The 23,266-nt window shown below is 37.9% G+C and carries 21 protein-coding genes; 14 read left to right on the top strand and 7 right to left on the bottom strand.

Features of this window, described 5'->3' with window-relative positions; genetic code table 11:
• Positions 1 to 8: 8 nt before the first annotated feature.
• The 4 genes from hpaE (at position 9) to MKX78_RS21575 (ending at position 4,736) form a co-directional block, all read left to right on the top strand.
• Entirely contained in the window at positions 9 to 1,529 is a 1,521-nt protein-coding gene (gene hpaE, locus MKX78_RS21590) for a 5-carboxymethyl-2-hydroxymuconate semialdehyde dehydrogenase (RefSeq protein ID WP_341052353.1), read from the top strand.
• A gap of 12 nt (positions 1,530 to 1,541) precedes the next feature.
• On the top strand, positions 1,542 to 3,014 hold the full coding sequence (gene hpaB, locus MKX78_RS21585; RefSeq protein WP_341052350.1) for a 4-hydroxyphenylacetate 3-monooxygenase, oxygenase component: 1,473 nt from the start codon (positions 1,542 to 1,544) through the stop codon (positions 3,012 to 3,014).
• 13 nt (positions 3,015 to 3,027) lie between these two features.
• Positions 3,028 to 4,017, top strand: coding sequence for a 3,4-dihydroxyphenylacetate 2,3-dioxygenase (hpaD, locus tag MKX78_RS21580; RefSeq protein ID WP_341052347.1), 990 nt, complete (start codon positions 3,028 to 3,030; stop codon positions 4,015 to 4,017).
• A 227-nt stretch (positions 4,018 to 4,244) separates the two neighbouring features.
• On the top strand, positions 4,245 to 4,736 hold the full coding sequence (locus MKX78_RS21575) for a hypothetical protein (protein ID WP_341052346.1): 492 nt from the start codon (positions 4,245 to 4,247) through the stop codon (positions 4,734 to 4,736).
• Between the two features lie 109 nt (positions 4,737 to 4,845).
• Here MKX78_RS21575 and MKX78_RS21570 read toward each other — a convergent pair whose 3' ends face one another.
• Positions 4,846 to 5,763, bottom strand: coding sequence for a nuclease-related domain-containing protein (locus MKX78_RS21570; protein ID WP_341052802.1), 918 nt, complete (start codon positions 5,761 to 5,763; stop codon positions 4,846 to 4,848).
• Positions 5,764 to 6,002: 239 nt separating this feature from the next.
• On the opposite strand from MKX78_RS21570, the gene MKX78_RS21565 reads away from it, so the two are divergent.
• Positions 6,003 to 7,313, top strand: coding sequence for a short-chain fatty acid transporter (locus MKX78_RS21565; RefSeq protein ID WP_341052345.1), 1,311 nt, complete (start codon positions 6,003 to 6,005; stop codon positions 7,311 to 7,313).
• Between the two features lie 50 nt (positions 7,314 to 7,363).
• On the opposite strand, the gene MKX78_RS21560 is transcribed toward MKX78_RS21565, so the two are convergent.
• A complete protein-coding gene (locus MKX78_RS21560) occupies positions 7,364 to 9,121 on the bottom strand; it encodes an ABC transporter ATP-binding protein (protein WP_341052342.1) in 1,758 nt (585 codons plus the stop codon).
• Between the two features lie 120 nt (positions 9,122 to 9,241).
• Between MKX78_RS21560 and MKX78_RS21555 the strand changes: the two genes are divergently transcribed.
• Genes MKX78_RS21555 through MKX78_RS21545 form a run of 3 tightly spaced genes read left to right on the top strand, consistent with a single transcriptional unit; the run spans position 9,242 to position 14,045 of the window.
• Positions 9,242 to 10,702 (top strand): ABC transporter permease, encoded by a 1,461-nt coding sequence (locus MKX78_RS21555; RefSeq protein WP_307316102.1) that lies wholly within the window; start codon positions 9,242 to 9,244, stop codon positions 10,700 to 10,702.
• Between the two features lie 13 nt (positions 10,703 to 10,715).
• Entirely contained in the window at positions 10,716 to 12,215 is a 1,500-nt protein-coding gene (locus MKX78_RS21550) for an ABC transporter permease (protein WP_307316099.1), read from the top strand.
• A 30-nt stretch (positions 12,216 to 12,245) separates the two neighbouring features.
• The gene (locus MKX78_RS21545) at positions 12,246 to 14,045 is read left to right on the top strand and encodes an ABC transporter substrate-binding protein (protein WP_307316097.1); all 1,800 of its coding nucleotides are present in this window, start codon (positions 12,246 to 12,248) and stop codon (positions 14,043 to 14,045) included.
• A 252-nt stretch (positions 14,046 to 14,297) separates the two neighbouring features.
• Here the strand turns inward: MKX78_RS21545 and MKX78_RS21540 are convergent, their stop codons facing one another.
• On the bottom strand, positions 14,298 to 14,963 hold the full coding sequence (locus MKX78_RS21540) for a DNA alkylation repair protein (RefSeq protein ID WP_307316094.1): 666 nt from the start codon (positions 14,961 to 14,963) through the stop codon (positions 14,298 to 14,300).
• A gap of 352 nt (positions 14,964 to 15,315) precedes the next feature.
• On the opposite strand from MKX78_RS21540, the gene MKX78_RS21535 reads away from it, so the two are divergent.
• From MKX78_RS21535 to MKX78_RS21520, 4 genes are read left to right on the top strand one after another with little or no spacing between them, the layout of a single operon-like run.
• Positions 15,316 to 17,439, top strand: a complete 2,124-nt coding sequence (locus tag MKX78_RS21535; protein ID WP_307316092.1) for an MMPL family transporter — start codon at positions 15,316 to 15,318, stop codon at positions 17,437 to 17,439.
• Positions 17,440 to 17,488: 49 nt separating this feature from the next.
• Complete coding sequence (locus tag MKX78_RS21530) at positions 17,489 to 18,160, top strand: response regulator transcription factor (protein ID WP_307316091.1); 672 nt, start codon at positions 17,489 to 17,491, stop codon at positions 18,158 to 18,160.
• Entirely contained in the window at positions 18,157 to 19,551 is a 1,395-nt protein-coding gene (locus MKX78_RS21525) for a sensor histidine kinase (RefSeq protein WP_307316090.1), read from the top strand. Before MKX78_RS21530 ends, MKX78_RS21525 begins: the two co-directional genes overlap by 4 nt.
• Before the next feature lie 4 nt (positions 19,552 to 19,555).
• Entirely contained in the window at positions 19,556 to 19,957 is a 402-nt protein-coding gene (locus tag MKX78_RS21520; RefSeq protein WP_307316089.1) for a hypothetical protein, read from the top strand.
• A 228-nt stretch (positions 19,958 to 20,185) separates the two neighbouring features.
• Here MKX78_RS21520 and MKX78_RS21515 read toward each other — a convergent pair whose 3' ends face one another.
• From MKX78_RS21515 to MKX78_RS21500, 4 genes are all read right to left on the bottom strand, one after another.
• A complete protein-coding gene (locus MKX78_RS21515) occupies positions 20,186 to 20,569 on the bottom strand; it encodes a hypothetical protein (protein ID WP_307316088.1) in 384 nt (127 codons plus the stop codon).
• Positions 20,570 to 20,985: 416 nt separating this feature from the next.
• Entirely contained in the window at positions 20,986 to 21,513 is a 528-nt protein-coding gene (locus MKX78_RS21510; protein ID WP_307316087.1) for a ClbS/DfsB family four-helix bundle protein, read from the bottom strand.
• 27 nt (positions 21,514 to 21,540) lie between these two features.
• The gene (locus tag MKX78_RS21505) at positions 21,541 to 21,696 is read right to left on the bottom strand and encodes a hypothetical protein (protein ID WP_307316085.1); all 156 of its coding nucleotides are present in this window, start codon (positions 21,694 to 21,696) and stop codon (positions 21,541 to 21,543) included.
• The gene (locus tag MKX78_RS21500) at positions 21,687 to 21,935 is read right to left on the bottom strand and encodes a hypothetical protein (protein WP_289434757.1); all 249 of its coding nucleotides are present in this window, start codon (positions 21,933 to 21,935) and stop codon (positions 21,687 to 21,689) included. The genes MKX78_RS21505 and MKX78_RS21500 overlap by 10 nt, the downstream gene beginning before the upstream one ends.
• A gap of 222 nt (positions 21,936 to 22,157) precedes the next feature.
• On the opposite strand from MKX78_RS21500, the gene MKX78_RS21495 reads away from it, so the two are divergent.
• Both MKX78_RS21495 and MKX78_RS21490 read left to right on the top strand, forming a co-directional pair.
• The gene (locus MKX78_RS21495; RefSeq protein WP_307316080.1) at positions 22,158 to 22,520 is read left to right on the top strand and encodes a PadR family transcriptional regulator; all 363 of its coding nucleotides are present in this window, start codon (positions 22,158 to 22,160) and stop codon (positions 22,518 to 22,520) included.
• On the top strand, positions 22,481 to 23,257 hold the full coding sequence (locus MKX78_RS21490; protein ID WP_307316077.1) for a VanZ family protein: 777 nt from the start codon (positions 22,481 to 22,483) through the stop codon (positions 23,255 to 23,257). The genes MKX78_RS21495 and MKX78_RS21490 overlap by 40 nt, the downstream gene beginning before the upstream one ends.
• The last annotated feature ends 9 nt before the right edge of the window (positions 23,258 to 23,266 follow it).

Raw genomic sequence — 23,266 nt, 5'->3', positions numbered from 1 at the left:
GAAACAATATGACTAATCATGTGACTGAGACGAATCAATCAAAGCAAAATTTTGCAGTTGAGGATGTATCCCTATTTATCAATGGTGAATTTGTTGATAGTGTTTCAAAGAAAACATTTGCCAATCTAAGTCCCTTTTCAAATGAAACGATTAATCTTGTAGCTGAAGGCGATAAGGAAGATATTAATGTTGCAGTGGAGAGTGCGAAAACAGCTTTCGAGACCATTTGGAAAACGATGAAAATTTCAGAGCGGATGGAATATATTAACCGCATTGCTGACCTTATTGATGAAGAAGCGGAAGAGATTGCGAGATTAGAAGCGATTGATACAGGGTTGCCTATCAGCCAAACGAAAAAACAAGCGGCACGTGCAGCGATGAACTTCCGATTTTACGCGAAAATGGTTGAATCGACCTTGCATGGTGAAGCCTACCAAGTGGACGATGAATTTATCAATTATACGATCTACAAACCGCTTGGGGTGGTGGGGTTAATTACGCCATGGAATGCCCCATTTATGTTAGAGACATGGAAGGTGGCGCCGGCATTAGCGACTGGGAATACGGTCGTCCTTAAACCTGCGGAGCTATCTCCATTAACGGCGAATAAACTGGCTGAAGTGATTCAAAAAGCAGGTTTACCTAAAGGGGTATTCAATATTGTCCATGGCTTCGGGGAAACAGCAGGTGATGCCCTTGTTCGTCATCCTGATGTGGAAGCGATTTCATTTACGGGTGAAACAACGACTGGTTCAACCATTATTAAAAATGCTGCCGATACGTTGAAGAAAACCTCAATGGAATTAGGGGGGAAATCACCGTTGATTGTTTTTGAGGATGCCGATTTAGATCGCGCCCTTGATGCAGCTGTTTGGGGGATATTCTCCTTTAACGGTGAACGCTGTACATCGAACTCCCGCGTGTTTTTGCACAAAAATATTAAAGAAAAGTTCGTTGCAGCACTTAAAGAGCGGGTGAAGAATATCGTCGTTGGTGATCCCATGGATAAGGCCACTGAACTTGGCCCGCTGATTGAAACAGCCCATTATAACAAAGTGAAAAAATATATTGAAATCGCGGGAGAAGAAGGCTGTGACGTTTTCCAAGGGGATGTGCCAGCAGCATTCTCTGCCGGTAATTATGTTCCACCAACTTTATTATTAAACGCAACGAATGATATGAAAGTTTGCCAAGAAGAAATCTTCGGACCAGTGATGGCTGTGATTGAATTTGAAACAGAAGAAGAGGTCATCAAAGTGGCAAACGACGTAAAATACGGCTTAGCTGGCTTCGTTTGGACGAATGATATTAAGCGTGGTCATCGTGTGGCCCAAGCTGTAGAGGCAGGAATGATTTGGATTAATTCGCAAAACACACGGGATTTACGAATTCCGTTTGGTGGAACGAAGGCGAGTGGTATCGGCCGAGAAGGTGGACATTATGCCATTTTCGAATTTTATACAGAACCTAAGGTCATTCATGTCGCCATCAGTGATCACCATATTCCACAATTCGGTAAGAAAAAATAAGGAGGGGAATAGATGGGGGCAAAGAATGGAAAGCAATATATCGAGCGGCTAAAAAAGGCGAGCAATAACATTTATTTGCACGGCGAAAGAGTGCAAGACGTAACAGCACATCCTGGTTTAAAAGGTGTCGTGAAATCAATGGCAGATCTATATGATTTGCAGTTTGAAAAACCGGAAAAAATGCTTTACACGTCACCAACAACAGGTGAACAAGTAGGAATGACATGGCTGCAACCAAAAACGATTGAAGATGTAATAAAAAGACGAGAAGCCATTCAAGAGTGGGCCCTTACATCAGGTGGTATGATGGGCCGTTCACCCGATTACTTGAATGCAGAAGTGATGGCTATGGGTGTATCAAATGAATTATTTGCTGAAGCAGATCCGATGTTCGCAGAAAACGCACGTAAGTATTACGAATTTGCTAGGGAAAATGATATTAGTTTGACACATACATTGATTCATCCACAAGTGAACAGGGCTAAGGCACAACATGAACAGAAGGATGCCAATGTCGCTCTCCATTTAGTGAAGAAAACAGATGAAGGAATATATGTGGATGGTATCCGTTTATTAGCAACGCAAGGCGGTATCACTGATGAAATTCTTGTATTTCCATCGACTGTGAAAAAAGCAGGTGAATTGGATGATCCGTATTCTTTAGCGTTTGCTATTCCGAATAATACCCCAGGATTGAAGTTTATTAGTAGGGAATCATTCGATTATGGGAGGAATAGTTATGACCATCCACTTAGCTCCCGTTTTGAAGAAGGAGATGCAATTGTATCATTTGAAAATGTATTTGTTCCGTGGGAGCGTGTATTTGTGTGCGGGAATTCATCAATTTGTAACCGCACCTTCCGCGAAACAAATGCGGTCGTGCATATGTCGCACCAAGTCGTTTCAAAAAATATCATTAAGACAGAATTTATACTCGGAGTAGCTTTGTCGATGATGGATGCCATTGGTATTGATACTTTCCAACATGTGAAGGACAAAGGAACAGAAATCATGTTGGCACTTGAAACGATGAAATCTCATATGTACCGTGCTGAACATAATGCAAAGCTCGATAAGTGGGGGACCATGACACCTGATTACGAGGCACTCGATGCTGCACGCAACTGGTACCCAAGAGTTTATCCTCGTCTCATAGAAATTCTACGTGTACTAGGTGCATCTGGATTAATGGGAATTCCGACACAAGCTGATTTTCAAAATGAAGAAATTGGTGATATTATTCACCGTGGATTACAAGGGAAGAATCTAGAAGGTTACGAGAGAGTTCAACTATTTAGGTTGGCTTGGGATATCACGATGAGTGCATTTGGCAGCAGGCAAATGCATTATGAATACTACTTCTTCGGCGATCCTATCCGTATGGGGATGACCTACTTTGATCATTATCAAGCAAAGGATGAGCTAAAGGCCAGAGTACAAGACTTTTTAGGCAAAGCGTCCAATTCAAAGTTTTTAAACGTATAAGGGGGAGCGCGTGATGAGTGTAGATTTTGATATTATTCGCACGGCTAGAGCGATTTTACATGTGACCGATTTAGAGCGATCTCGTGATTTTTATATCAAAGGACTTGGTTTAGTAGAAACCGAATCGGATGAAAATACGATTTATTTAAGAGGCTTAGAGGAACATGTTCATCATAGTCTAGTGTTGAAGAAAGCAGACGCACCACATGTTGAAGTCACTAGCTATAAGGTAAGATCAGATGCCGATTTAGATGCATTGGCAGCTATGTTTGAAAAGCACGGTATGAAGACAAAGTGGTTAGAAGAGGGCAGCCAGCATGCCATTGGCAGGGCTTTACGGGTACAGGATGTCTCAGGAATCCCGTTAGAATTTTTTGCGAAAATGGATACAGTTGAGCGCCTATTACAACGCTACGATTTATATCAAGGCGCAAGGGCCCAACGGATTGACCATTTCAATAATATGGTCTCTGATGTGGAAGCCGCTTATGTTTTTTATACAAAAGAACTCGGTTTCTCTTGTTCAGAATACACGGCAACTGAAGAGGATAAAATCTGGGCAGCCTGGATTCATCGAAAACCATCCGTCCATGATGTCGCCTTTATGAATGGGGAAGGCCCTCGTGTACATCACGTCGCCTATTGGCTCAGCGATCCGATGAGCCTAATTCATGGTTGTGATGTGCTAGCAGCACTGGGTTATGCAGAAAATATTGAACGTGGCCCAGCAAGACACGGCTTATCCAATGCCTTTTTCCTCTATTTAAGAGACCCAGATGGCCACCGTATCGAGCTATATAATGGCGATTATTTAACGAGCGATCCCGACTTCAAACCAATCCGTTGGGAGCTCAACGACAAACGCCGCCAAACATTCTGGGGTGCAGCAGCACCGGACTGTTGGTTTAATGAAGCATCAACCGTTCTAGATGTACACACTGGCAAACCACTTGAAACTGTGGCAGGGAAATTGAAGCAGGCTAAACCGATATTTATTGTGTAATGGGAGTGAGTGAGTCTTCATTGGAAGCACTCCCTCTATTTCTAGTAAGAAAGCTAATTTTTTTGAAAATAGAATGACTGCGAGTCGTTTCATCTAAAAAAGGAATAGTCGCGACTGATCTGGATGGGAAAGAAAAGAAAAGTAGAGGAAAAGAGAGAGTCGCGACTAATCTCGTTGGGAAGGAAAAGATAAGTAGGGTAAAGGGAAGAATCGCGACTAATCTAGTTGTGAAGGAAAAGATAAGTAAGGTAAAAGGAAGAATCGCGACTAATCTCGTTGTGAAAGAAAAGATAAGTAGGGCAAAGGGAAGAATCGCGATTAATCTCGTTGGGAAAGAAAAGATAAGTAGGGCAAAGGGAAGAATCGCGCCTAATCTAGTTATGAAAGAAAAGATAAGTAGGGCAAAGGGAAGAATCGCGCCTAATCTCGTTGTGAAGGAAAAGATAAGTAGGGCAAAGGGAAGAATCGCGACTAATCTGGCAGTGAAAGAAAAGATAAGTAGGGCAAAGGGAAGAATCGCGACTAATCTCGTTGTGAAAGAAAAGATAAGTAAGGTAAAAGGAAGAATCGCGACTAATCTGGCAGTGAAAGAAAAGATAAGTAGGGCAAAGGGAAGAATCGCGACTAATCTGGCAGTGAAAGAAAAGATAAGTAGGGTAAAAGGAAGAATCGCGACTAATCTAGTTACGAAAGAAAAGATAAGTAGGGAAAAAAGGTAAAGCCACGACTTTTCCTCCTTCCGGTCATTTGTTTATGGCTTTGCCCCAAATCGCCAAAAAAGTGTTTAGCCTCTTGTTTAATCAAGGACTTTCATGACCTGAGGTACGGTTAAAAATTGCTATTTATGAGTTCATAATAGGTTGCTCGGCCATTTCCGAGTCTTTTAGCGTTTTTCTGCAAAATTCTATGAATAATGGCAGTGCTTACTTGCTTCCCAATCCAATCGTATATATCTAATGTTTTAATTTTCCTTTCAGGAAATAGGATTGAATAGTCTTTAATATTGTTGAAGATGATGTCATTTACAAATCCCGAATGGGAGCATTTCTTGCATTTAAACCTTTTTTTACTCAATCGCTCCATCCTCCCACAACACTTACTACAAAACACACCCTTCGCTAATTCTTCATAATGATATTCTGGTTTAACAAGCATGTTTAGTTTGTTTTTGTGGTTGTTTAATAATGTCTCGATGATTTTAGTGTGAAGTAATGTTGGAGAGATAGTTTGTTTTTTTAATGAGTCAAGGTATTGAGGAATTTGTCCAGGAAAAATGATACTTTCATTTGGTTTTGCACCATATAAAATAAATTTGGGATTAACGAATATGAGGTGGTATTCAAAGGGAATGGGGAGCTGGTACCTCTTAAGAAACTGGTGAATGAGTGGTTCATTTCGTTTGATTTGGATGAGTGGACTTTTCATTTCTTTTTTTGAAGGACTAAGCCATTGGTCACCAACCAGTGTATAATTTCCACTGAAATTTTTAATTTCGAAAATAACTATTTTATTCTGCAGAATACAAAGAGCATCCAATTGAATAATGGATTGGTTTATCTCTAAATTGAGATCATAAAGAATGGGAATGTCATCTGGCAGTTCGCTTAAGAGGGTTGTCCAACGTATTTCACCATCTGCTCCTTTTTTCATTGCTTGTAGGTGATGAAGGTGGTCTGACGATAATTCCTTTCGAGCATGGAGTGCAAGAAGAAAACGGAGTTGTTGGGGAGGGTATAGAGGTTTCATAATGGGCAATCAAAATCATCCTTTCCTACTTTTTCTTATATTATAAAGGAGAAAGTTCGCCATGTTAACTATTACATTAGAGCATGTGAAAGATTCTTAAGTGTGTTTCATAATTAAAGTTTTGTAACCAAATAGAGTTTGGACAAACTTTTTGGGAAAATAAAGCGTATATCCCTTTTCTCTCGTTCATACCATGTACTACAGCCTAGTGCTGACGAGCATGTTAGGGGGAGTAGGGAATGAATCGATTAGCACACCGTTTTTCAAAAATGGTTGAGAGATTTTTACCGGATGCCTTTGTCATTGCTGTTATTCTGATGTTACTCATGATGGGTCTTGCTTTAATCATGAATCCAAGTGAGCCATTGGTGATTGTGGAGTCTTTCGGTGATGGCTTTTGGACTTATTTAACCTTTACTATGCAAATGGTTTTATTATTAATGACGGGAATGGCATTAGCTAAAGTCCCTTTTATCCAACGTTTTCTCAGCCGTGTAGCATCATTAGCCAAAAGTGCAAATCAAGCTTATATTCTCACCTTTCTCGTATCCTCATTTGCCTATTATATTAACTGGGGATTGGCGGTCATTGTCGGTGCAATCATCGCCCGAGAGGTTGGTAAAAGAAATCAGCAGGCGCATTTTCCATTACTGGTAGCAGCTGCATATGCACCCACGGTATTGTACACAGCTGGTTTATCGAGTTCAATTGGATTATCAGTGGCAACAGAAGGTCATTTTCTTCAAAGTGTTATTGGTGTCATTCCAACTTCCGAGACAATATTTCATCCAGGTACAATGACGATTCTTATTGCCTTAGTGATAACGATGCCACTATTCATCATATTAATGGCACCAAAAAAAGACATTATTCCTTTTGTAGAAAAAGAAAAAAAGGTAACTTCTCGACAAAAGGAACAGAAAATAGATAGTCCGGCTATGAAGTTAGAGCGATCGAAGGTTTGGGGAACGGTAACAGGTTTGATTGGACTCATTTATTTACTGGTTTCATTTTGGAATGGTAGAGATTTAGATTTAAATATTATTAATCTTGCGTTTCTATCTTTAGGTTTATTATTTCATCAGTCGCTTACTCAATATGCAGAAGCGTTTAAGGATGCGGCCTCATCGATATCACCGATTATTTTGCAATTTCCGTTCTATGCTGGCATTATTGCGGTACTCGGTAGCTCAGGGATAGCCGAGTCTATTATCAATTGGATAACCAATGTGGCCACATCAGATACTTTTGTTGTTTTTACTTATTGGACTGCAGGCGCGGTGAACCTACTCGCCCCGTCTGGTGGGGGACAATGGGCATTACAAGGTCCATTACAAGTAGCGGCAGGAGCACAACTAGGAGTAAATCATGCCATCACTGCAATGGCTGTCGGTTGGGGAGATGGTTGGACGAATCTCATTCAACCCTTTTGGGCTCTACCTATATTAAGTGTTGTTGGTCTGCATATTCGCCATATAATGGGTTATTGTATTTTGTTGAGTGTTTGGGTCGGCGTGATTACTACTATTCTTATCTATTTTGTCTACTAGAGAATCCCCTATAAGAAAAGCCGACCGAAAATGAATGGCCGGCTTTTCTTTTATATTCCCACTGTTACCTTCGGCTGAGCAACCCAATGCCCAGGCGTTACTTCCACAAGTTCAGCATTATCGAGTTGATATTCCTCACGTCGCTCTTCTTGTGCGGACAAAGTTTCGCGTTTCTTCTGCCGTTCAATCGCTGGGTCAGGGATTGGGATGGCAGCGAGTAGCGATTTTGTATATGGGTGCAGCGGGTTAGCATAGAGTTCTTCACTTTCTGCGAGTTCGACGATTTTTCCCCCGAACATGACGGCTACACGGTCACTAATATGTTTAACCATGGAGAGGTCGTGGGCAATAAATAGGTAAGTCAATCCAAGCTTTTGCTGTAAGTCTTCAAGTAATTTAACGATTTGCGCTTGGATGGATACGTCTAGTGCAGAGAGTGGTTCATCACAGACGATGAATTTTGGTTCGACGGCAAGTGCGCGGGCAATCCCAATTCGCTGTCTTTGTCCCCCTGAAAATTCATGGGGATAACGCATTGCATGTTCCTTCTCCAAACCCACCATTTCTAGTAACTCTTCTACGCGTTTCCGGCGTTCTTGCTTATTTTTTACGAGCTTATGAATATCTAGTGCTTGACCGATGATATCAATTACTTTAAAGCGCGGATTTAATGAAGCATAAGGATCTTGAAAAATCATTTGCATATGTCTGCGCATCATCTTCATTTCCTTTGCTGTTAGTTGATTCACAGGAATACCCTGGTACAACACTTCACCAGCAGTTGGTTCATTTAATCTTAAAATCGCACGCCCGGTGGTGGACTTTCCTGAACCAGACTCTCCGACAAGACCAAGTGTTTCACCAGGTTTAATAAAGAAGCTAATATCATCAACAGCCTTCAACACTTGGCCTTTGCCTAAATCGAAGTGTTGTTTCAATGCTTTTACTTCGAGAAGGGGTTCTTTTGCATTGATCTCTTCACTAATACGCGGTGCTGGTTTTGCTTTCTTTTTCTCATGAAGCTTTGGTAAAGCGTTGAGTAATCGTAATGTATAAGGGTGAGTGGCATGCTCAAAGATTTCTTCGGTTGTGCCTTTTTCAACGATTTCCCCGTCCTTCATTACGACAACACGGTCACACATGCCAGCAACAACGCCAAGGTCATGGGTGATTAAAATAATCGCAGTACCAAATTTTTCTTGCATATGCTTCATTAGGTTCAGTATTTGCGCTTGTATGGTTACATCAAGTGCTGTTGTTGGTTCGTCAGCGATGAGTAGCTTAGGACGACAAGCAAGAGCGATAGCAATCATTGCCCGTTGCCGCATCCCGCCAGAAAACTCATGTGGGTATTGGGCAAAACGAACTTCTGGCTTTGGAATCCCTACTAATCTTAAAAGCTCAATGGCTTCAGCCTTTGCTTGTGTTTTACCTAGTCCTTTTGTATGTTTTAGCATCGTTTCAGTTAATTGTTGACCAATACGCATCGTCGGATTCAACGAGGTCATTGGATCTTGGAAGATCATGCTAATATCTTTCCCTCTGATTGCTTCCATTTCTTGATCACTTGCATTGACCAAATCTTTACCGAGAAACATAATTTCGCCGTCTTTTAAAAGGGAAGGAGGAGACGGGAGCAGTCTCATAATCGAGCGGGCAGTGACACTCTTGCCACTGCCTGATTCACCGACAATGCCTAATGTTTCTCCTTTATTGACAGTAAAGCTGACACCTTTGACAGCTTCAAATTCCTTCTCTCGAGACATAAAGGATACTTGTAAATTTTCTATTTTTAATAACGGTTCCACATTCTCCACCTACCAAACTTTGATGTTTACTCTCGAACAATATTGACAGTCATATTATACTAGAATTAAAATATAGTATACAACTAGGAATTATCGGGACTAAAGGGGGTGAACGGATGAATGAATACAGTCAATAATGCGCCACAGAGACATTCATCTAGCGTTCCTAATGTGCTTTCGACACTCAGTCAAACCTTTGGGAAAATGAACCAATACCCATTTTTAAAATGGGTGATGTTGATTATAGGATTACCAGTTTATGTGATTAGCTTCATTATTTACCTAATAAAGAGAAAAGATGACGCTTATCAGCGGTTATGGCGTGAGCTCCATCAAGCATGCACAGAAGCCGGTTTAAAGGAAAAATTAATTACGAAGCATATAGAACAGCAAAGGCGAAAGCAAACGTTCTTTCAGCAAAAGATAGATGAGTTGAAAATGAAACAAGTGGCTGAAAAGAGAGCAGAAGATGAGTTTCTTCAGGTAGTAGAGGATAAAGTTCAGGAGGAATTAGCGCAGCGAGGAGATGATCAATTAACTTTTGCAAGTATCATGCGATCATTATTAGAACATCCAGTATTTGTTGTTCTAACGTTCATACCTGGATTATTGTTCTATATCCTCCTTTTCTTGTATATGAATCCGTATATAAAGTATATTTTTGAAAGGCTTGTTTCCACCCTATTTGTTATTGTTGGGGTCGCTTTTTTTGTGTTTACGATTTTGTATATTTCACCGTTTGATCCAGCTGCCAATATTTTGGGAGTAACGGCTACAAAGGAACAGATCGCGACATTTAACCAAATTTACGGGTTAGATCAACCGTATTGGATTCAATTATGGCAAGCAATTCAAGGTATTTTCACATTTGATTTAGGTGCTTCTTTTGCCGGAAATGAAAATGTTGTGGATGCCATCGCTAGAAAAATTCCAATTACATTATTACTAACGTTTATTGCCTTAATTTTAGCGATTGTTATTGCCATTCCTATTGGAATCATTTCCGCTACAAGGTCAAATACTTTTTTAGATTATACGCTTATGTTCGTAGCTTTAATTGGGTTATCGATTCCGAATTTTTGGCAAGGTTTAATCTTTATTTTAACATTTTCGATTGAGTTACAGTGGCTGCCGGCTACTTTTACACCAGGTAATTTGCTTTCGATTATCATGCCAGCGGTTGTCCTGGGAACCGGTTTAATGGCTTCCATTGCTCGGATGACTCGCTCATCTACGCTAGAAGTCATCCATGAAGATTATATTATTACAGCAAGAGCAAAAGGTCTTAATGAACGCCGAATACTTTGGCGCCATGCTTTTGGAAATGCTTTGATACCAATTATTACTGTAATTGGTTTAATGTTTGGCGGTATGCTCGGTGGAGCTGCTGTTACAGAAAAAGTTTTTAATATTAGTGGAATTGGAAGTTATATTGTTGATAAACAATTTATCCCTGATATTCCCGCTATTATGGGCGGTGTTGTATACATTGCCATTACAATCTCATTAGTGAACTTATTGATTGATATTTTATATGCATTTATCGATCCAAGAATTCGTTCAAAAATGAAACAATATTAAAAGTAGGTGCAGCATGTCTACTCATAAAGATAGCTTGTTAAAAAAATTCGCCTTAAAGGCGACATCTGAATATGCGCAGGCCAACTTTGCCCTTGTTGTCTCTATTGCCTTAACGCTGATCTTTTTGCTTGCAGGTATTGATTTTTCAACAGGGGCAATCAAGCCAGTTTTCTTTTCATTATTTATTGCTTATGCCGTTTTCTCTTTCATTCAAGCTTTTATTGCTTACCAAGTGAAGCGGGATTTGAAAAGAGATGGCGTTATACGCTCGTCGACAAGAATTTGGGGTTATATCCAACTATTAAGTGTATTGGTCGGTAATATTTTCACAGCCGCTTTTGCATTTGGTCTTATTAAAAAGAAAAAAAGCCCACAATACTTATTTACTATGTTTATGTTGATGACGCAATTCTACGTGATTGCGGTATCTTCATTAAACTTGTTTAAACCTTACGTAGCTAATACATTCCTTATGGGTATGTTTTTGTTACTGGCCATTTTCGTTTTTCAGTTGGTTGTACTCCTTTTAGTAATAAAAGATAACGGACAATCATCGAAATGGAAGTTGTATGTAGGAATCCTATTAATACTTACTTCTTTAACCGGTAATTTATTTGCCCTTGCCTTAGGTTTATTTATGCTATTAGAAGTGCTCAGCAAAACGCCATCTACTGTTGCTAAATGGTATGCGATGTGGGAGAAAATTGCGAGTAATATGACAGCGATGCTAGGATTATTTTTCATTCTGTTTATTTTCACCTTATCGATTTGCAGTTATTGGACCTTCGATTATGGTATGGCGGTTGATAATAATTATGGTGCTACATTACAAATGCCAAGTCTTACCTATCCTTTAGGTACAGATAATTTTGGTCGCGATGTGTTCTCACGCATTGTCTTTGGGGCCAGGATATCTCTGATTGTAGGGGTTTTATCGACCTTCATTCCGTTTGTGGTTGGTGGGATTCTAGGTGCTATCTCTGGTTATTATGGGAAACGCACTGATAATATTTTAATGCGATTACTCGATGTATTATATGCTATTCCAGGTATTTTACTTGCGATCGTCATTATCGCAGCTTTCGGGGCAAGCACAACGACACTAGTGATTGCCTTAAGTGTTGGTTCAATTCCAACGTATGCAAGAACGATGCGAGCAAATGTGCTGATGATTTCCAATATGGAATATGTTATGTCGGCTCGTGCGCTCGGAGCAAGTAATCTATCGATTATTTTTAAACAAATTGTCCCAAATAGTATGGCACCAATGATTGTAAAGGCAACGTTAACAATTGGAGGAGCAGTAATTGCTACAAGTAGTTTAAGTTACTTAGGATTAGGAATTGAGCCGCATATACCGGAGTGGGGTAATATCTTAAAAGTAGGTAGTGCTTATCTAGAATCACATTCCTACTTAGCAATTTATCCTGGTATTGCTATTATTGCATTAGTTTTATCGTTTAACTTTCTTGGGGACGGGTTGCGTGATGCACTTGACCCTAAGCTTGATTAATAAATAAAAGACTTTCAGGGGGGAAAGCAGATGAAAAAGGCGATACTATCATTCTTGTTAATATTTACATTGATTCTAACAGGATGTGTGAATACAAAATCTGATGTTGAGAATGAAGGTTCAGGTAGTGGTGATGGCTCTAAGCCAACAATAGAGATTCTGGGCATGAGCAGTAGTGAAGAGGACATGAACATTGTTCGTGACCAATTAACGAAAAACGGTTTTGATGTAAAATTAAACATCCAACCTGACTATGGTAGCTTTAAAGCACAACAAGATGCAGGAAACTATGATGTTGCTTTATCAAGTTGGACGACTGTAACAGGAAACCCAGATTACGCTGTGCGTTCATTGTTTATTAGCGGTGGAGATTACAGCATTATGGCTGATAAAGAGATTGATGAGTTAATAGATAAAGCAAGTACTGAAACACCAGAAGAATACGCAAAAACATATAAGGAATTTGAGGAAAAACTTGTATTTGATAAAGCTTATATTGCACCATTATATAGCTCTTACAAAACACAAGCATTGAATAAAGATGTGTTAGTACCAGATTCTGTTCGCCTTTCTAAATCGCGCTCTTTAGCATGGGAAACGATTGATTTCCAAGATGAAGCGAAGAGAGAATCAGATCCACTCGTATTATCGCAAACACTTTCAACACTGACTTCCCTTGACCCAATTAAAGGGAACGATGGTTCTATTAATATGTTGAATTCGAATATGTATATTCGCCTTGTAAACTTAAAAGATGATGATGTTGTGACGGCTGATGGTTCCCTATCTCGTAATTTTAGTATTGCAGATGGCAATTCTGAGTATTATTTCTTATTAAGAGATGACGTTAATTTTGCCAAAGTTACTGATAAAAAAGCAGAAGAAACAGATGACCTTGTTGGTGCAGAGGATGTTGTCTTCTCACTAGAACGTGCGAAGGATAAAAATTCTGTACCAGATCACCGCACATATAGCTTACATGAGCATATTGAGACAGCTGAAGTTGTGACAGATGTTTCAGAATTAGAGAAAGTACAAACTTCAGGTGGCGAGGGAACGGTTAAAGCAGCACTTGAAGAAGGATTAGATACAAAGATTGCCGAGTTAGTTGCTGAAGATGTTGCAGCAGATAACGCAGCAGGTAAATACCAAGTGGTGAAAGTAACAACTACAGAACCATTCCCACAAGTATTAAACTACCTTGCGCACCAATCTGCAGGTATTGTATCAAAAGAACAAGTCGAATCAATCAACACATATAAAGTGGAAGACTTTGATGTGAACAAGGACATCGCTTATGGTGACCAAAACACAGTAACTGAAGGCGATAGCTATGACAATACGTTATATGCAAGTGGCCCATACATCTTATCTCATAAAAATGATTATGAAGCTGTATTCTACAAAAACCCAGGTTATATGACGGACACTGAAAATGAACCAAATATTAATCAAGTAAATGTTCGTTTCATTGCCGATATTGATAGCTCACTTTCTGCCTTACGTAACGGAGAAACACATATCCAATACAGCGTACCAGAAAATAAATATGAGACAGTAGAAGGCGATAGCAAACTACAATTACAAAGCATTCCAAGTAATGCTGTATCATACCTTCTATTCAATACAGAAGGTCGTGCCGTTTCTGAAAGTGCCGATCTAAGAAGAGCCGTACTTTACTCTATCAACCAAGAGGAAATCATTGACTACTACCAAGGTAATAAAATCAAAGCCTCATCTACAGTAAGTCCACTAGTAGATACTGGCAATGAACTAAAAGCCGATGCTGATAAAGTGAAGGAATTCTTAGGTAAGTATCAAGCTGAATAATGGATAAAAATGAAAGATACCCCTCACAGGAATTTGTGGGGGTTTTTTTTGTATGGAGCTATCGTTCTAGATGTGTGATGGGGTCAGTAAAAGGAGGAGAACAAATTTCAGTGTGACATATCGCGCTAGCAAGAGTAATCATTGCTTTCGATATAAAATACTGATTGGTTACTTGATAATAAAGTAATTTAATATTGAAGCAACAAATTCGTATTCCAACGTTCACAAATGCATGAACCCTGTGGTAACTAATTATTTTTTTCGTTTGTCAACTTCATTCGCAATGAACAGTGGCAAATAGCTGGGAGTACAACCTTTTGCTACCTTTTCATCTTTGTAAAGACCCGTTTTCTCACCAAGATTCATACAACGTGTACGATTCTTTTCATCATAAACGCCTATCCAGCCTGCGGTAAAATTCATAGCCCATTGAACTTCCGGTTCCTCCTGCATAATATTAGCTTCTAATGCAGATAGCAAGTCTGCGGTGTTATCAGGCGGTGTTTGTCCAGTCCATCTCAATCGCCCTTGATAATACCAGAAAGCTCGCCTTTGAAGAGCAGAAGGACTATTTTGCCATGACTCCATCAATGCAATTTTCTTCTTGTCTTTGGTGAGTTGATTAGCCATTAACCAATCCATTAAGTTATTTCGCTCATCAAAAGTGTGAGTCTGCATATCCTTATCAAGCTTATTTAGCACATCTTGAGAAAGAAGTTTTTTGTCCATAATTAAGATTGCTAATAGTCTAGGCAAAAACTCTTCAGTTGACCAAAGTTCCATAGCTAGTTCGTGATCTTTTTTAATATCCTTCGCGATCTTTCGTAAGTCGCCTAGCTTTGTTTTACTATTGATCTGAAGTAGAATGTCTTCTGCTTTTGAAGATCGCTTTATTTCTGTATCTTTGTTTTTATCCATTTTATCCAACTCCTTTTTAAAAGCACTGTTTCACAATATGTCCGTGATGGTCTATATAATTTTAATCCGTGGTGGTGTGCCCCCAAAGTTCCCCGTTTTTTATATGTTAGCATATATCGTATTAATGCATTAGGTGTATATGTAGTACGTTTCGTACACATTACAAAATTGTCCTTTCCCATATAATTTCTTTATATTATTATTCAACATCAATAATCATGTACCTTCTCAATTAACCGTCCCTTTAGATAAACAAAAATATCTATTCCATTGATTCTTGTAACCAAAAGTTAATTTTAAGTTTATATTCCTTAAGTATGATTACATTCGAATACTTTAAGGAGGTTTGATTGTGAACAAACTGCTATATCCTATTACAAATTGGGTTTCAACTAAGCGAGGAATGTGGATAACGATTATTGCTTGGTTAGTACTAATGGTTGGATTAAGTGCTGGACCAAATCTTGGTGATTTTAAAGTAACAAATTTCCAGTCTCTGCCTGATGAAGCGAAATCCATCATCGCTGAAAAAAAAGTAGAAGACATTTTCCCAAATGAGCAAGGAACACCAGGAATACTTGTATTTCATAATGAAAATGGAGAAGACATAAATATCGACGAATCTAAACAGATTTTAGATGGCATACTAGCTGAAGAAATTAATGGGGTCGAATCAATTCTCAATATTAACCAACTCCAGCCACAAGCGTTGAATACCTTTATCTCTGAAGATGGTTCAACTTTAATTGTTCCAATGGAGCTAGAACAAGGGCTTGGTAATGACGAATATTCGCAAATCAATGAACAAGCTTCTGAAATTGGTAATCATATTGCTAAAAATCTTGAAAGCACTTCCTTTTACATCACAGGCCCGGCAGGAATTGCGGGAGATACGGTTAAATTGTTCGAACAAGCTGATTTTGTCTTACTTATTGCTACAATTGTCATTATTTTAATATTGCTTATTGTCATCTATCGCTCACCATTACTTGCCTTTATTCCTTTACTCGCTACAATTATTGTTTACCAGGTAGTAAATCAAAGTGTGGCCTTAATGGGTGCAGCGGGCCTTGAGATTAATAACTCAACGACTTCAATTATGAGCATCTTGTTGTTTGCAGCTGTCATTGATTATTCATTATTTGTTTTCTCTCGTTACCGTGAGGAACTTAACAAATATGAAAGTAAGTACGAGGCGATGAAATATGCGATGTATGCAACTGGAGAACCTGTATTCTTTGCAGGTGGAACAGTTTTAGCTGCGATGCTCATTTTATTCTTCGCTGATTTTCGTGATTATCAAAACTTTGCTCCTATTTTCGGGATAGCAATGTTCATTATTATGCTGGCATCAATTACGTTAGTTCCAGCTTTATTTACGTTGTTTGGCCGTAGAGCATTCTGGCCAAAGGTGCCGAAATTCAAGATGGAAAAAGAAGTGAAACATGGTATTTGGGGCCCAATTGCAAAATTTGTTGTTAATAAACCCGTCTTATCCGGTGTATTCGTTGCCTTATTTATGTTGATCACTGCTTTGAATGTCATAAATCTTAATTATGAATTTGACACAGTGAAAAACTTCCCAGAAGACCTTCCTTCGAGAGTAGGATATGAAATTGTTGAAACAAAATATGACAAAGGAGAGCTGGCTCCTTCCATATTTCTGATTGATAGTGATGAAGCTCTGACACAAGAAGAGCAAACGGCAATTATTGAAGAACTGTATACCTTTGACGAAGTTGCAGCTGTCCGATTGACTGCAATAAATGATGATACAAGCGCCATAAAATTGAATGTAGCTTTGTCTATCAGTCCCTATTCTACAGAAGCCATTGACTTTATTCAGGAATTACAGGATCAAACACCTGAGATTCTTAAGGACCTTTCAGTGGATGGAGAAGCCTATATTAGTGGAGTTACTGCCAAGTTAGTAGATGAGCGAGCAATTAATAACAATGATCTTATTAAGATTGTTATTTTAGAAACTTTACTAATATTAGCGTTATTATTCGTTCTTACACGTTCCATTAAGATGCCAATTTATATGATAGCAACAATCTTACTTTCCTACGTCTCAGCTTTAGGCCTCGGGATATTTCTCATAGATACCCTGTTTGGCTATGAGGCATTAAGTACTCGTGTCCCAATTTATGCTTTTATCTTCCTCGTAGCATTAGGAATAGATTATAACATCATTCTTGTTTCACGTTTTATTGAAGAAAGGAAAACACATCGAGTAAAAAAGGCACTTGAAATCTCAATACGAAATACAGGAGGAGTCATTTCATCCGCCGGTATTATTTTGGCCGCTACTTTTTCTGCTTTAACAACTATGCCCATTGCGGATCTGTTTGTTTTTGGATTCATAGTAGCAATTGGGATTCTGATAGATACATTCCTTGTTCGCGGAATGCTACTACCAGCTTTAATGCTGTTATTTGAGAAAGAAAAAAATCCTTCTCACAATGATCAGTAGACTACAAAGAGATTCTTCTTTGTATAATAACTTTAAGGAGGGTCTCTTTATGAAAATACTTGTTGTAGATGATGATATCTACATTCAACAACTAGTTTCTATACACTTAAGCCGAGAGGGCTATCATGTATATCGGGCTAATCACGCTGAAGAAGCACTATCTTTTTTAGAAGATTCGATAGTTGATTTAGCTATTGTTGACGTCATGATGCCAGGGATGAATGGATTTGAATTGACCAAGCTGTTATCAGAAGACTTTCTTATCCCAGTCATCCTACTAACTGCGAAGGATCAACTGGATGATAAGGAAAAAGGCTTCCTATCCGGTTCGGAAGATTATATTGTTAAGCCATTCGAAGTGAAAGAATTATTGTTCCGTGTTGCTGTCATATTACGGCGTACGCAACGGGCTATGGAAACTGTGATTAAAGTGGGGAATTTAATGATGGATCGTCGAAGCTTCGAGGTAATGATTAATCAACAAACCATTCTTCTACCGTTAAAGGAGTTTGAACTACTCAGTCTCCTTGCTTCACGTGTAAATAAAATTACACCTCGTGCTGCTCTAATCGAGCAAGCGTGGGGATTGGAATATGAAGGCAGCGAACAAACACTTAATACGCATATCAATCGCATCCGAGAACGATTAAAAAGAAATCAATCATTGGTGGAAATTCAAACGATACGAGGAATTGGCTATAAGCTTAAGGTCATACAATGAAGACGCTTTATAGAAAATTCATCTTTGCCACAATTGTCATTTTAACTATAAGTATCATAATTGGGTTTTTATTAGCCAATTGGGTTTACATGACTTCGACAAAAGATAAAGTTGATCAGCAAAATGTAGAGATTGCAGAAGAAATTGCTTCGGGAATTGAGAAAATGCATTCCTCGAGCACCTCTTTTAAGCCTTATTTAGAATCACTTTCTAACCTGGGATATCAGATTTATGTGCTAAGTGAATCGGGTGAAGAGTACTATTTTGGCCAACCTTTTTCTGACAAGGAACTCCCTGAAGAAGCCTTAAAAGTGCTTAATAATAATGAGATTTATCATGGAATGAATAATTTCTCAAATCAATTTTTCATGATGGGTCATTTTTCAAATGAATTAAAAAATACTGTAGGTGTGCCCTTAACCAAGAATGGACAACAATATGGTCTATTCCTACGCCCCGATAACAAGCTGCTTTTTTCTGATATTCACATGATTCTCATGGGTTTCATTGTTGCTGTTGCTTTTGTAAGTATTAGTGGGATGATTTGGTTTGCTAAATACCTTATACAACCAATAACAAAGTTAACTGAAGCGGTAAAAGAAGTAGCACAAGAGAACTTCCATTACTCTTTAAAAATTAAAAGAAACGACGAGATTGGCCAGTTGATAGACAGCTTCATCAGGATGCAAACACAATTGAAACATAATGATGAAGCCCGAAAAGCCTTCATCAATAATGTATCGCATGATTTCCAATCACCATTGATGAATATTCAGGGATATGCAGAAATTTTGAAAGGGAATAAGTTAACAGAAAGGGAGCGTAACGAATATCTGCAAATTATTAACGACGAATCTAAGCGCCTTTCAAATCTTACTAAGCAACTGTTGCTTTTAACATCGCTTGATCAAAGATCTTATCCTATTAAGCTTTCGAACGTCCGATTAGATAAACAGCTTATACAAACGATACGTAGATATCAATGGAGGTTAGAAGAAAAAGAAATTGATATATCTTATAAGCTTCCCCCTCTTTATTTTAGAGCGGACCCTGAACTGATGATTAATGTTTGGGACAACCTGCTTACAAATGCGATAAAATATAATGTTCATGGGGGGAGTATTTTAATTAACCTTTCTCAAACAGATTCTCTGATTACAATTATTATTAAAGATACAGGTATTGGGATGAATGTTGAAGCTATCAGTCAGGTTTTTGATCGCTTTTATCGTGTTGACTCAGCAAGAAGAAAAGATGGGACAGGACTAGGGCTGGCTATAGTTAAGCAAATTCTCGATTTGCATGAAGGGAAAATTACAGTCGACAGTACGGAGGGCGAAGGAACGGCGTTTACAATTTTACTAAAAACAAAAAAAAATAAGGGAGAATGAAGAAATGGAACAAATATGGAGTATTCGATTAATTCGTTTCGCTGCGATATTTGGAATAATAGGCACATTCATTGGCTCTCAAATGTCTGGGAATATGGATTATTCATTAAGGCCCATCCATGCACATATTCTGCTAGTAGGATGGCTATCTGTCTTTGCATGGGGAATTTTTTATCGTGTATATACAATTAAGTATAAAAAGCTTGTTTCTATCCACAGTATTTTGGGAATGATAGGGGCCTTCGGATTGACTATAGGGATGTGGATGTACAACCTAAATCCATTTAATTTAAATGACATTTTTGTGATGGTACTTTTTATTATTGGAGGAACATTACTATTGATGGCATTTTTATTATTCGTCCCTATTACTTTTCTTATTGAAAAACAGGATAAAGATTTATAACTCTTTTATTTTTATATAAATGCGTTCTAGATATCGATTTAGGGCGCATTATTTTTATTGCAAGGCGTCAACTTTAGATGCATGGCAGCGTTGAATTCATTTGTCATTTCTCCTTTTTTATCACCTTGTGTTAGATTGATAGAATTAGATTAAGTTACTATCATAACATTTACCGAACCTGCTCCGTTACCTTAGCAACAGATTAATTTTCGACCTTCATTTCTATCCTCATGATAAAGTAACAAATAAACATAATATAAAAGTAATACCTGATAATGGTGTCATAATAAGCCTTTCTTTCTTGCTTCGAGATATTAGGTTTGCTATTGTATTAAAACCGAGGAATAGGGTAATAACCCATACTAATATGTTTGTAGGTAAAGAACTAAACCCATTCAAGACACCTGTATGTTGCAGAAAAACAAAGCCCATAAATAAGAGAATTATGGCATTTATTACACTCACAATACGTAATTTTTGGGGTAAAACCTTATAATAGCCACCCATTGCGTATTCACCTAATGGATAACCAAGTGAAAGTAATATTTGAAAGACTGATATGGATATAAAGATAATTGCTACAATAATTGATGATAGAGACGCGAATTCCATTTCCTTATCTTTCCTCCAAACTCTTTTTAGTTTTTCTTTTGGTTAAAGCACCCTGCCCTAAGACGAAAAAGAGCTGACGATCCATTTTGATTCCACACTATTAATTCCTGGGCGCTCTTTTCAATGAATACCTCTTACCAAAACATATCTATTTTCCTACTAAAATTTATATTCTCTCTTGGCTAAAAATATCCTTGTTCAACTAACCTGCTCCATGAGTAGAAGGAAAATATTTAAAAAACTATTTTTTAAAAGAGACTTTATTTTATCTCTACACTGATTAGAGAACGTTGCAAAATGCGAATCACGCATTCGAGAGAGAAAGTTGAACTGAGAGTGGTGCAAAAGAAGAAACCTCCACAATTGATAAGGAGAATAATGAGCAAAAAGTGATAAACCGGTCATCAAAGAGCTATTCACACCTTGTCTACCACCAAATTCATTGCATTGATTTCAACAATAATCTTTTCGCATTTCCCCATTGCCCACAAGTAGTGCTTGGATGTATTCGCAGCAAAATAGCTATATAGATTGCTTGTTTTTGTCCATTTGTAATGCTTTTTGGTTATGATTTCTTCAGTGGTATGGGTCCTGATAATGTTCATGATTCGCTCATGGCTTAATTTACATTTCATGATTGCTTGGTTGAGTTTCATATCTTGGTAGTTTTCCCAAATTTGTTGATTAAGCGGTTGAATATCTCGCCACTTATACCCGGGTGCCGGCATGGATGGTGTATCTCCGGCCATGCCTTCTCTATACCAGCGTTCCAACATCGCATGCCATTCATATAGGTGCATAAGAATATCACGAAAATTTTTATCCCGCTCAGCTGTCTCGATAGAAAGGCTTCTCTTTCTTACAGGAACAGATTCAATCAGTTTCATTAATGAGTGGAAATGTTGTTCACTTTCCTGTATGAGGCGTTCCTTTGTATCATCCATTTCGGCCATATCCCTCCATTTTCAAATCTATTGTTGCACCCCGTAAATAATAATGCTTAAAAAAACACTAATAAATAAAGTAATCAGCCAGTCTCTTTTTCTTGTCATTTTCAACAGAATATTAAGCATAGCACTAATAAGAAATAGAATAAGAAAAATAATAAAAACGTATATTAATTCCATAGTATACCCCTATAAACGATATTTTGTATGAAAACAATCATATATATGAACATCACAATGGCGCAAAATAAAGCGATCCCTTTATGACCTTGTTGAAATAGAGTAATAGTCATAATAAGTAACATCAACCCTAATAGCAGTAACGACAATGGCTGCAATGTGAAATCTTCCGTTATGAAAATATATGTAATGGTAATTAAAGCGAGAATAGATAAGATCATTTGTAGAATTTTAAGCACACTTTCTCTCCATTCTTAAATTCTTATAAAGGCAGAATAAAAGATTCTTCTACTACAAAAATAATAACAAATATTTCCTTGTTTTACATGATAATGTTTTTAAATTTTGAAAAAATGTGTATGTTCAGTCCATAAAGTCAATAATTGTTCAAATTACCTTGTAATACGATGTACATCGCATTACAATATAGTTAGATACTTTCCAAATAAAGGAGAAACAGAATGGACAAAGAAATCATGAAGGGTAGTATTGATATTTTATTGCTTTCATTATTATCTAAAAAAAATATGTACGGATATGAGATGGTGAAGAGCTTAAAGGAAAACAGTCATGAGTTGTATAACATGAGTGAAGGGACATTGTATCCGGCTTTAAAGAGGCTGGAGAAGAATGGCTGGATTGAAGCGTATTGGGAAGATTCACAGCTTGGTGGTCGAAGGAAGTATTATCAATTAACAAACGGGGGAAAAACAGAATTAAGTAGGAAACTAGGCGAGTGGCAAAAAGTAAATGATTTGATTAACGTAACAACGGAGGGGCTCAAGTGGACAAAGAGATTGAATCCTATATCAACCAAATTGTAAATACAATTGATTGTGATCATGTTGAAAAACAAGAGATCATTGATGAAATGAAAGACCATATTTTTTTACTGAAACAAGAACATAGGCAAAATGGCAAGAGTGAAAAAGAGGCCGTACAGTTGGCTCTAGCTGATTTTGGCAATCAGAAAAGTATTGCACATGGTTATAATCAATCTATCTTCCCATTCTATCGGCTCTATAAAGTGAGTAGCTGGTTGCTGTTTTCATTGTTTACGCTAGTCGTCTTATGGCAGTTAATTATCGGTCGGCTCTTGGAGAGAGTAATGAATTACGCTAATGGTTATGTAGATAATTTTTATTTTTTCTCAAGAGAAGCACAAATGAGCTTTTTTAACTTTAATTTATCTGAATGGGGCATGAATGTAAATATTATCCCTTTTAAAACGACAATCACCTATCTTTTAGGTGCTGATCGCTTTAATTTGGATATTATTATCACTAACACAATTGGAAATATCCTTATTTTTCTGCCATTAGGATTATTGCTCCCGGTGCTTTTTAAACATTGTCGTCTTTTTTCAGTCGTAACCATCACGGCCATTACTGCGAGTTTTTCTATTGAGCTTCTACAGTTTTTCTTGCAGGTCGGCCAGTTTGATATTGATGATATTACCCTCAATACGATGGGTGCAATGGTAGGTTACTTGATGTTTAAAACGATCTTTAAGGTGAATTTGTTCATAAAGGAAGCTAATTTAAAACTGAATAAAGGATAAAAGAAGAGT

Source organism: Cytobacillus sp. FSL R5-0569 (genome assembly GCF_038007265.1).
Lineage (GTDB): Bacteria > Bacillota > Bacilli > Bacillales > Cytobacillaceae > Cytobacillus > Cytobacillus kochii.
This window is presented reverse-complemented; position numbering and strand designations above follow the sequence as displayed.

Coding starts and splice junctions, on each gene's coding strand:
- MKX78_RS21520 (WP_307316089.1), top strand. CDS start 19,556: ATGGAACAAATATGGAGTATTCGATTAATTCGTTTCGCTGCGATATTT.
- MKX78_RS21565 (WP_341052345.1), top strand. CDS start 6,003: ATGAATCGATTAGCACACCGTTTTTCAAAAATGGTTGAGAGATTTTTA.
- MKX78_RS21510 (WP_307316087.1), bottom strand. CDS start 21,513: ATGGATGATACAAAGGAACGCCTCATACAGGAAAGTGAACAACATTTC.
- MKX78_RS21495 (WP_307316080.1), top strand. CDS start 22,158: ATGGACAAAGAAATCATGAAGGGTAGTATTGATATTTTATTGCTTTCA.
- MKX78_RS21515 (WP_307316088.1), bottom strand. CDS start 20,569: ATGGAATTCGCGTCTCTATCATCAATTATTGTAGCAATTATCTTTATA.
- hpaE (WP_341052353.1), top strand. CDS start 9: ATGACTAATCATGTGACTGAGACGAATCAATCAAAGCAAAATTTTGCA.
- MKX78_RS21530 (WP_307316091.1), top strand. CDS start 17,489: ATGAAAATACTTGTTGTAGATGATGATATCTACATTCAACAACTAGTT.
- MKX78_RS21570 (WP_341052802.1), bottom strand. CDS start 5,763: ATGAAACCTCTATACCCTCCCCAACAACTCCGTTTTCTTCTTGCACTC.
- MKX78_RS21540 (WP_307316094.1), bottom strand. CDS start 14,963: ATGGATAAAAACAAAGATACAGAAATAAAGCGATCTTCAAAAGCAGAA.
- MKX78_RS21550 (WP_307316099.1), top strand. CDS start 10,716: ATGTCTACTCATAAAGATAGCTTGTTAAAAAAATTCGCCTTAAAGGCG.
- MKX78_RS21525 (WP_307316090.1), top strand. CDS start 18,157: ATGAAGACGCTTTATAGAAAATTCATCTTTGCCACAATTGTCATTTTA.
- hpaD (WP_341052347.1), top strand. CDS start 3,028: ATGAGTGTAGATTTTGATATTATTCGCACGGCTAGAGCGATTTTACAT.
- hpaB (WP_341052350.1), top strand. CDS start 1,542: ATGGGGGCAAAGAATGGAAAGCAATATATCGAGCGGCTAAAAAAGGCG.
- MKX78_RS21505 (WP_307316085.1), bottom strand. CDS start 21,696: ATGGAATTAATATACGTTTTTATTATTTTTCTTATTCTATTTCTTATT.
- MKX78_RS21555 (WP_307316102.1), top strand. CDS start 9,242: ATGAATACAGTCAATAATGCGCCACAGAGACATTCATCTAGCGTTCCT.
- MKX78_RS21545 (WP_307316097.1), top strand. CDS start 12,246: ATGAAAAAGGCGATACTATCATTCTTGTTAATATTTACATTGATTCTA.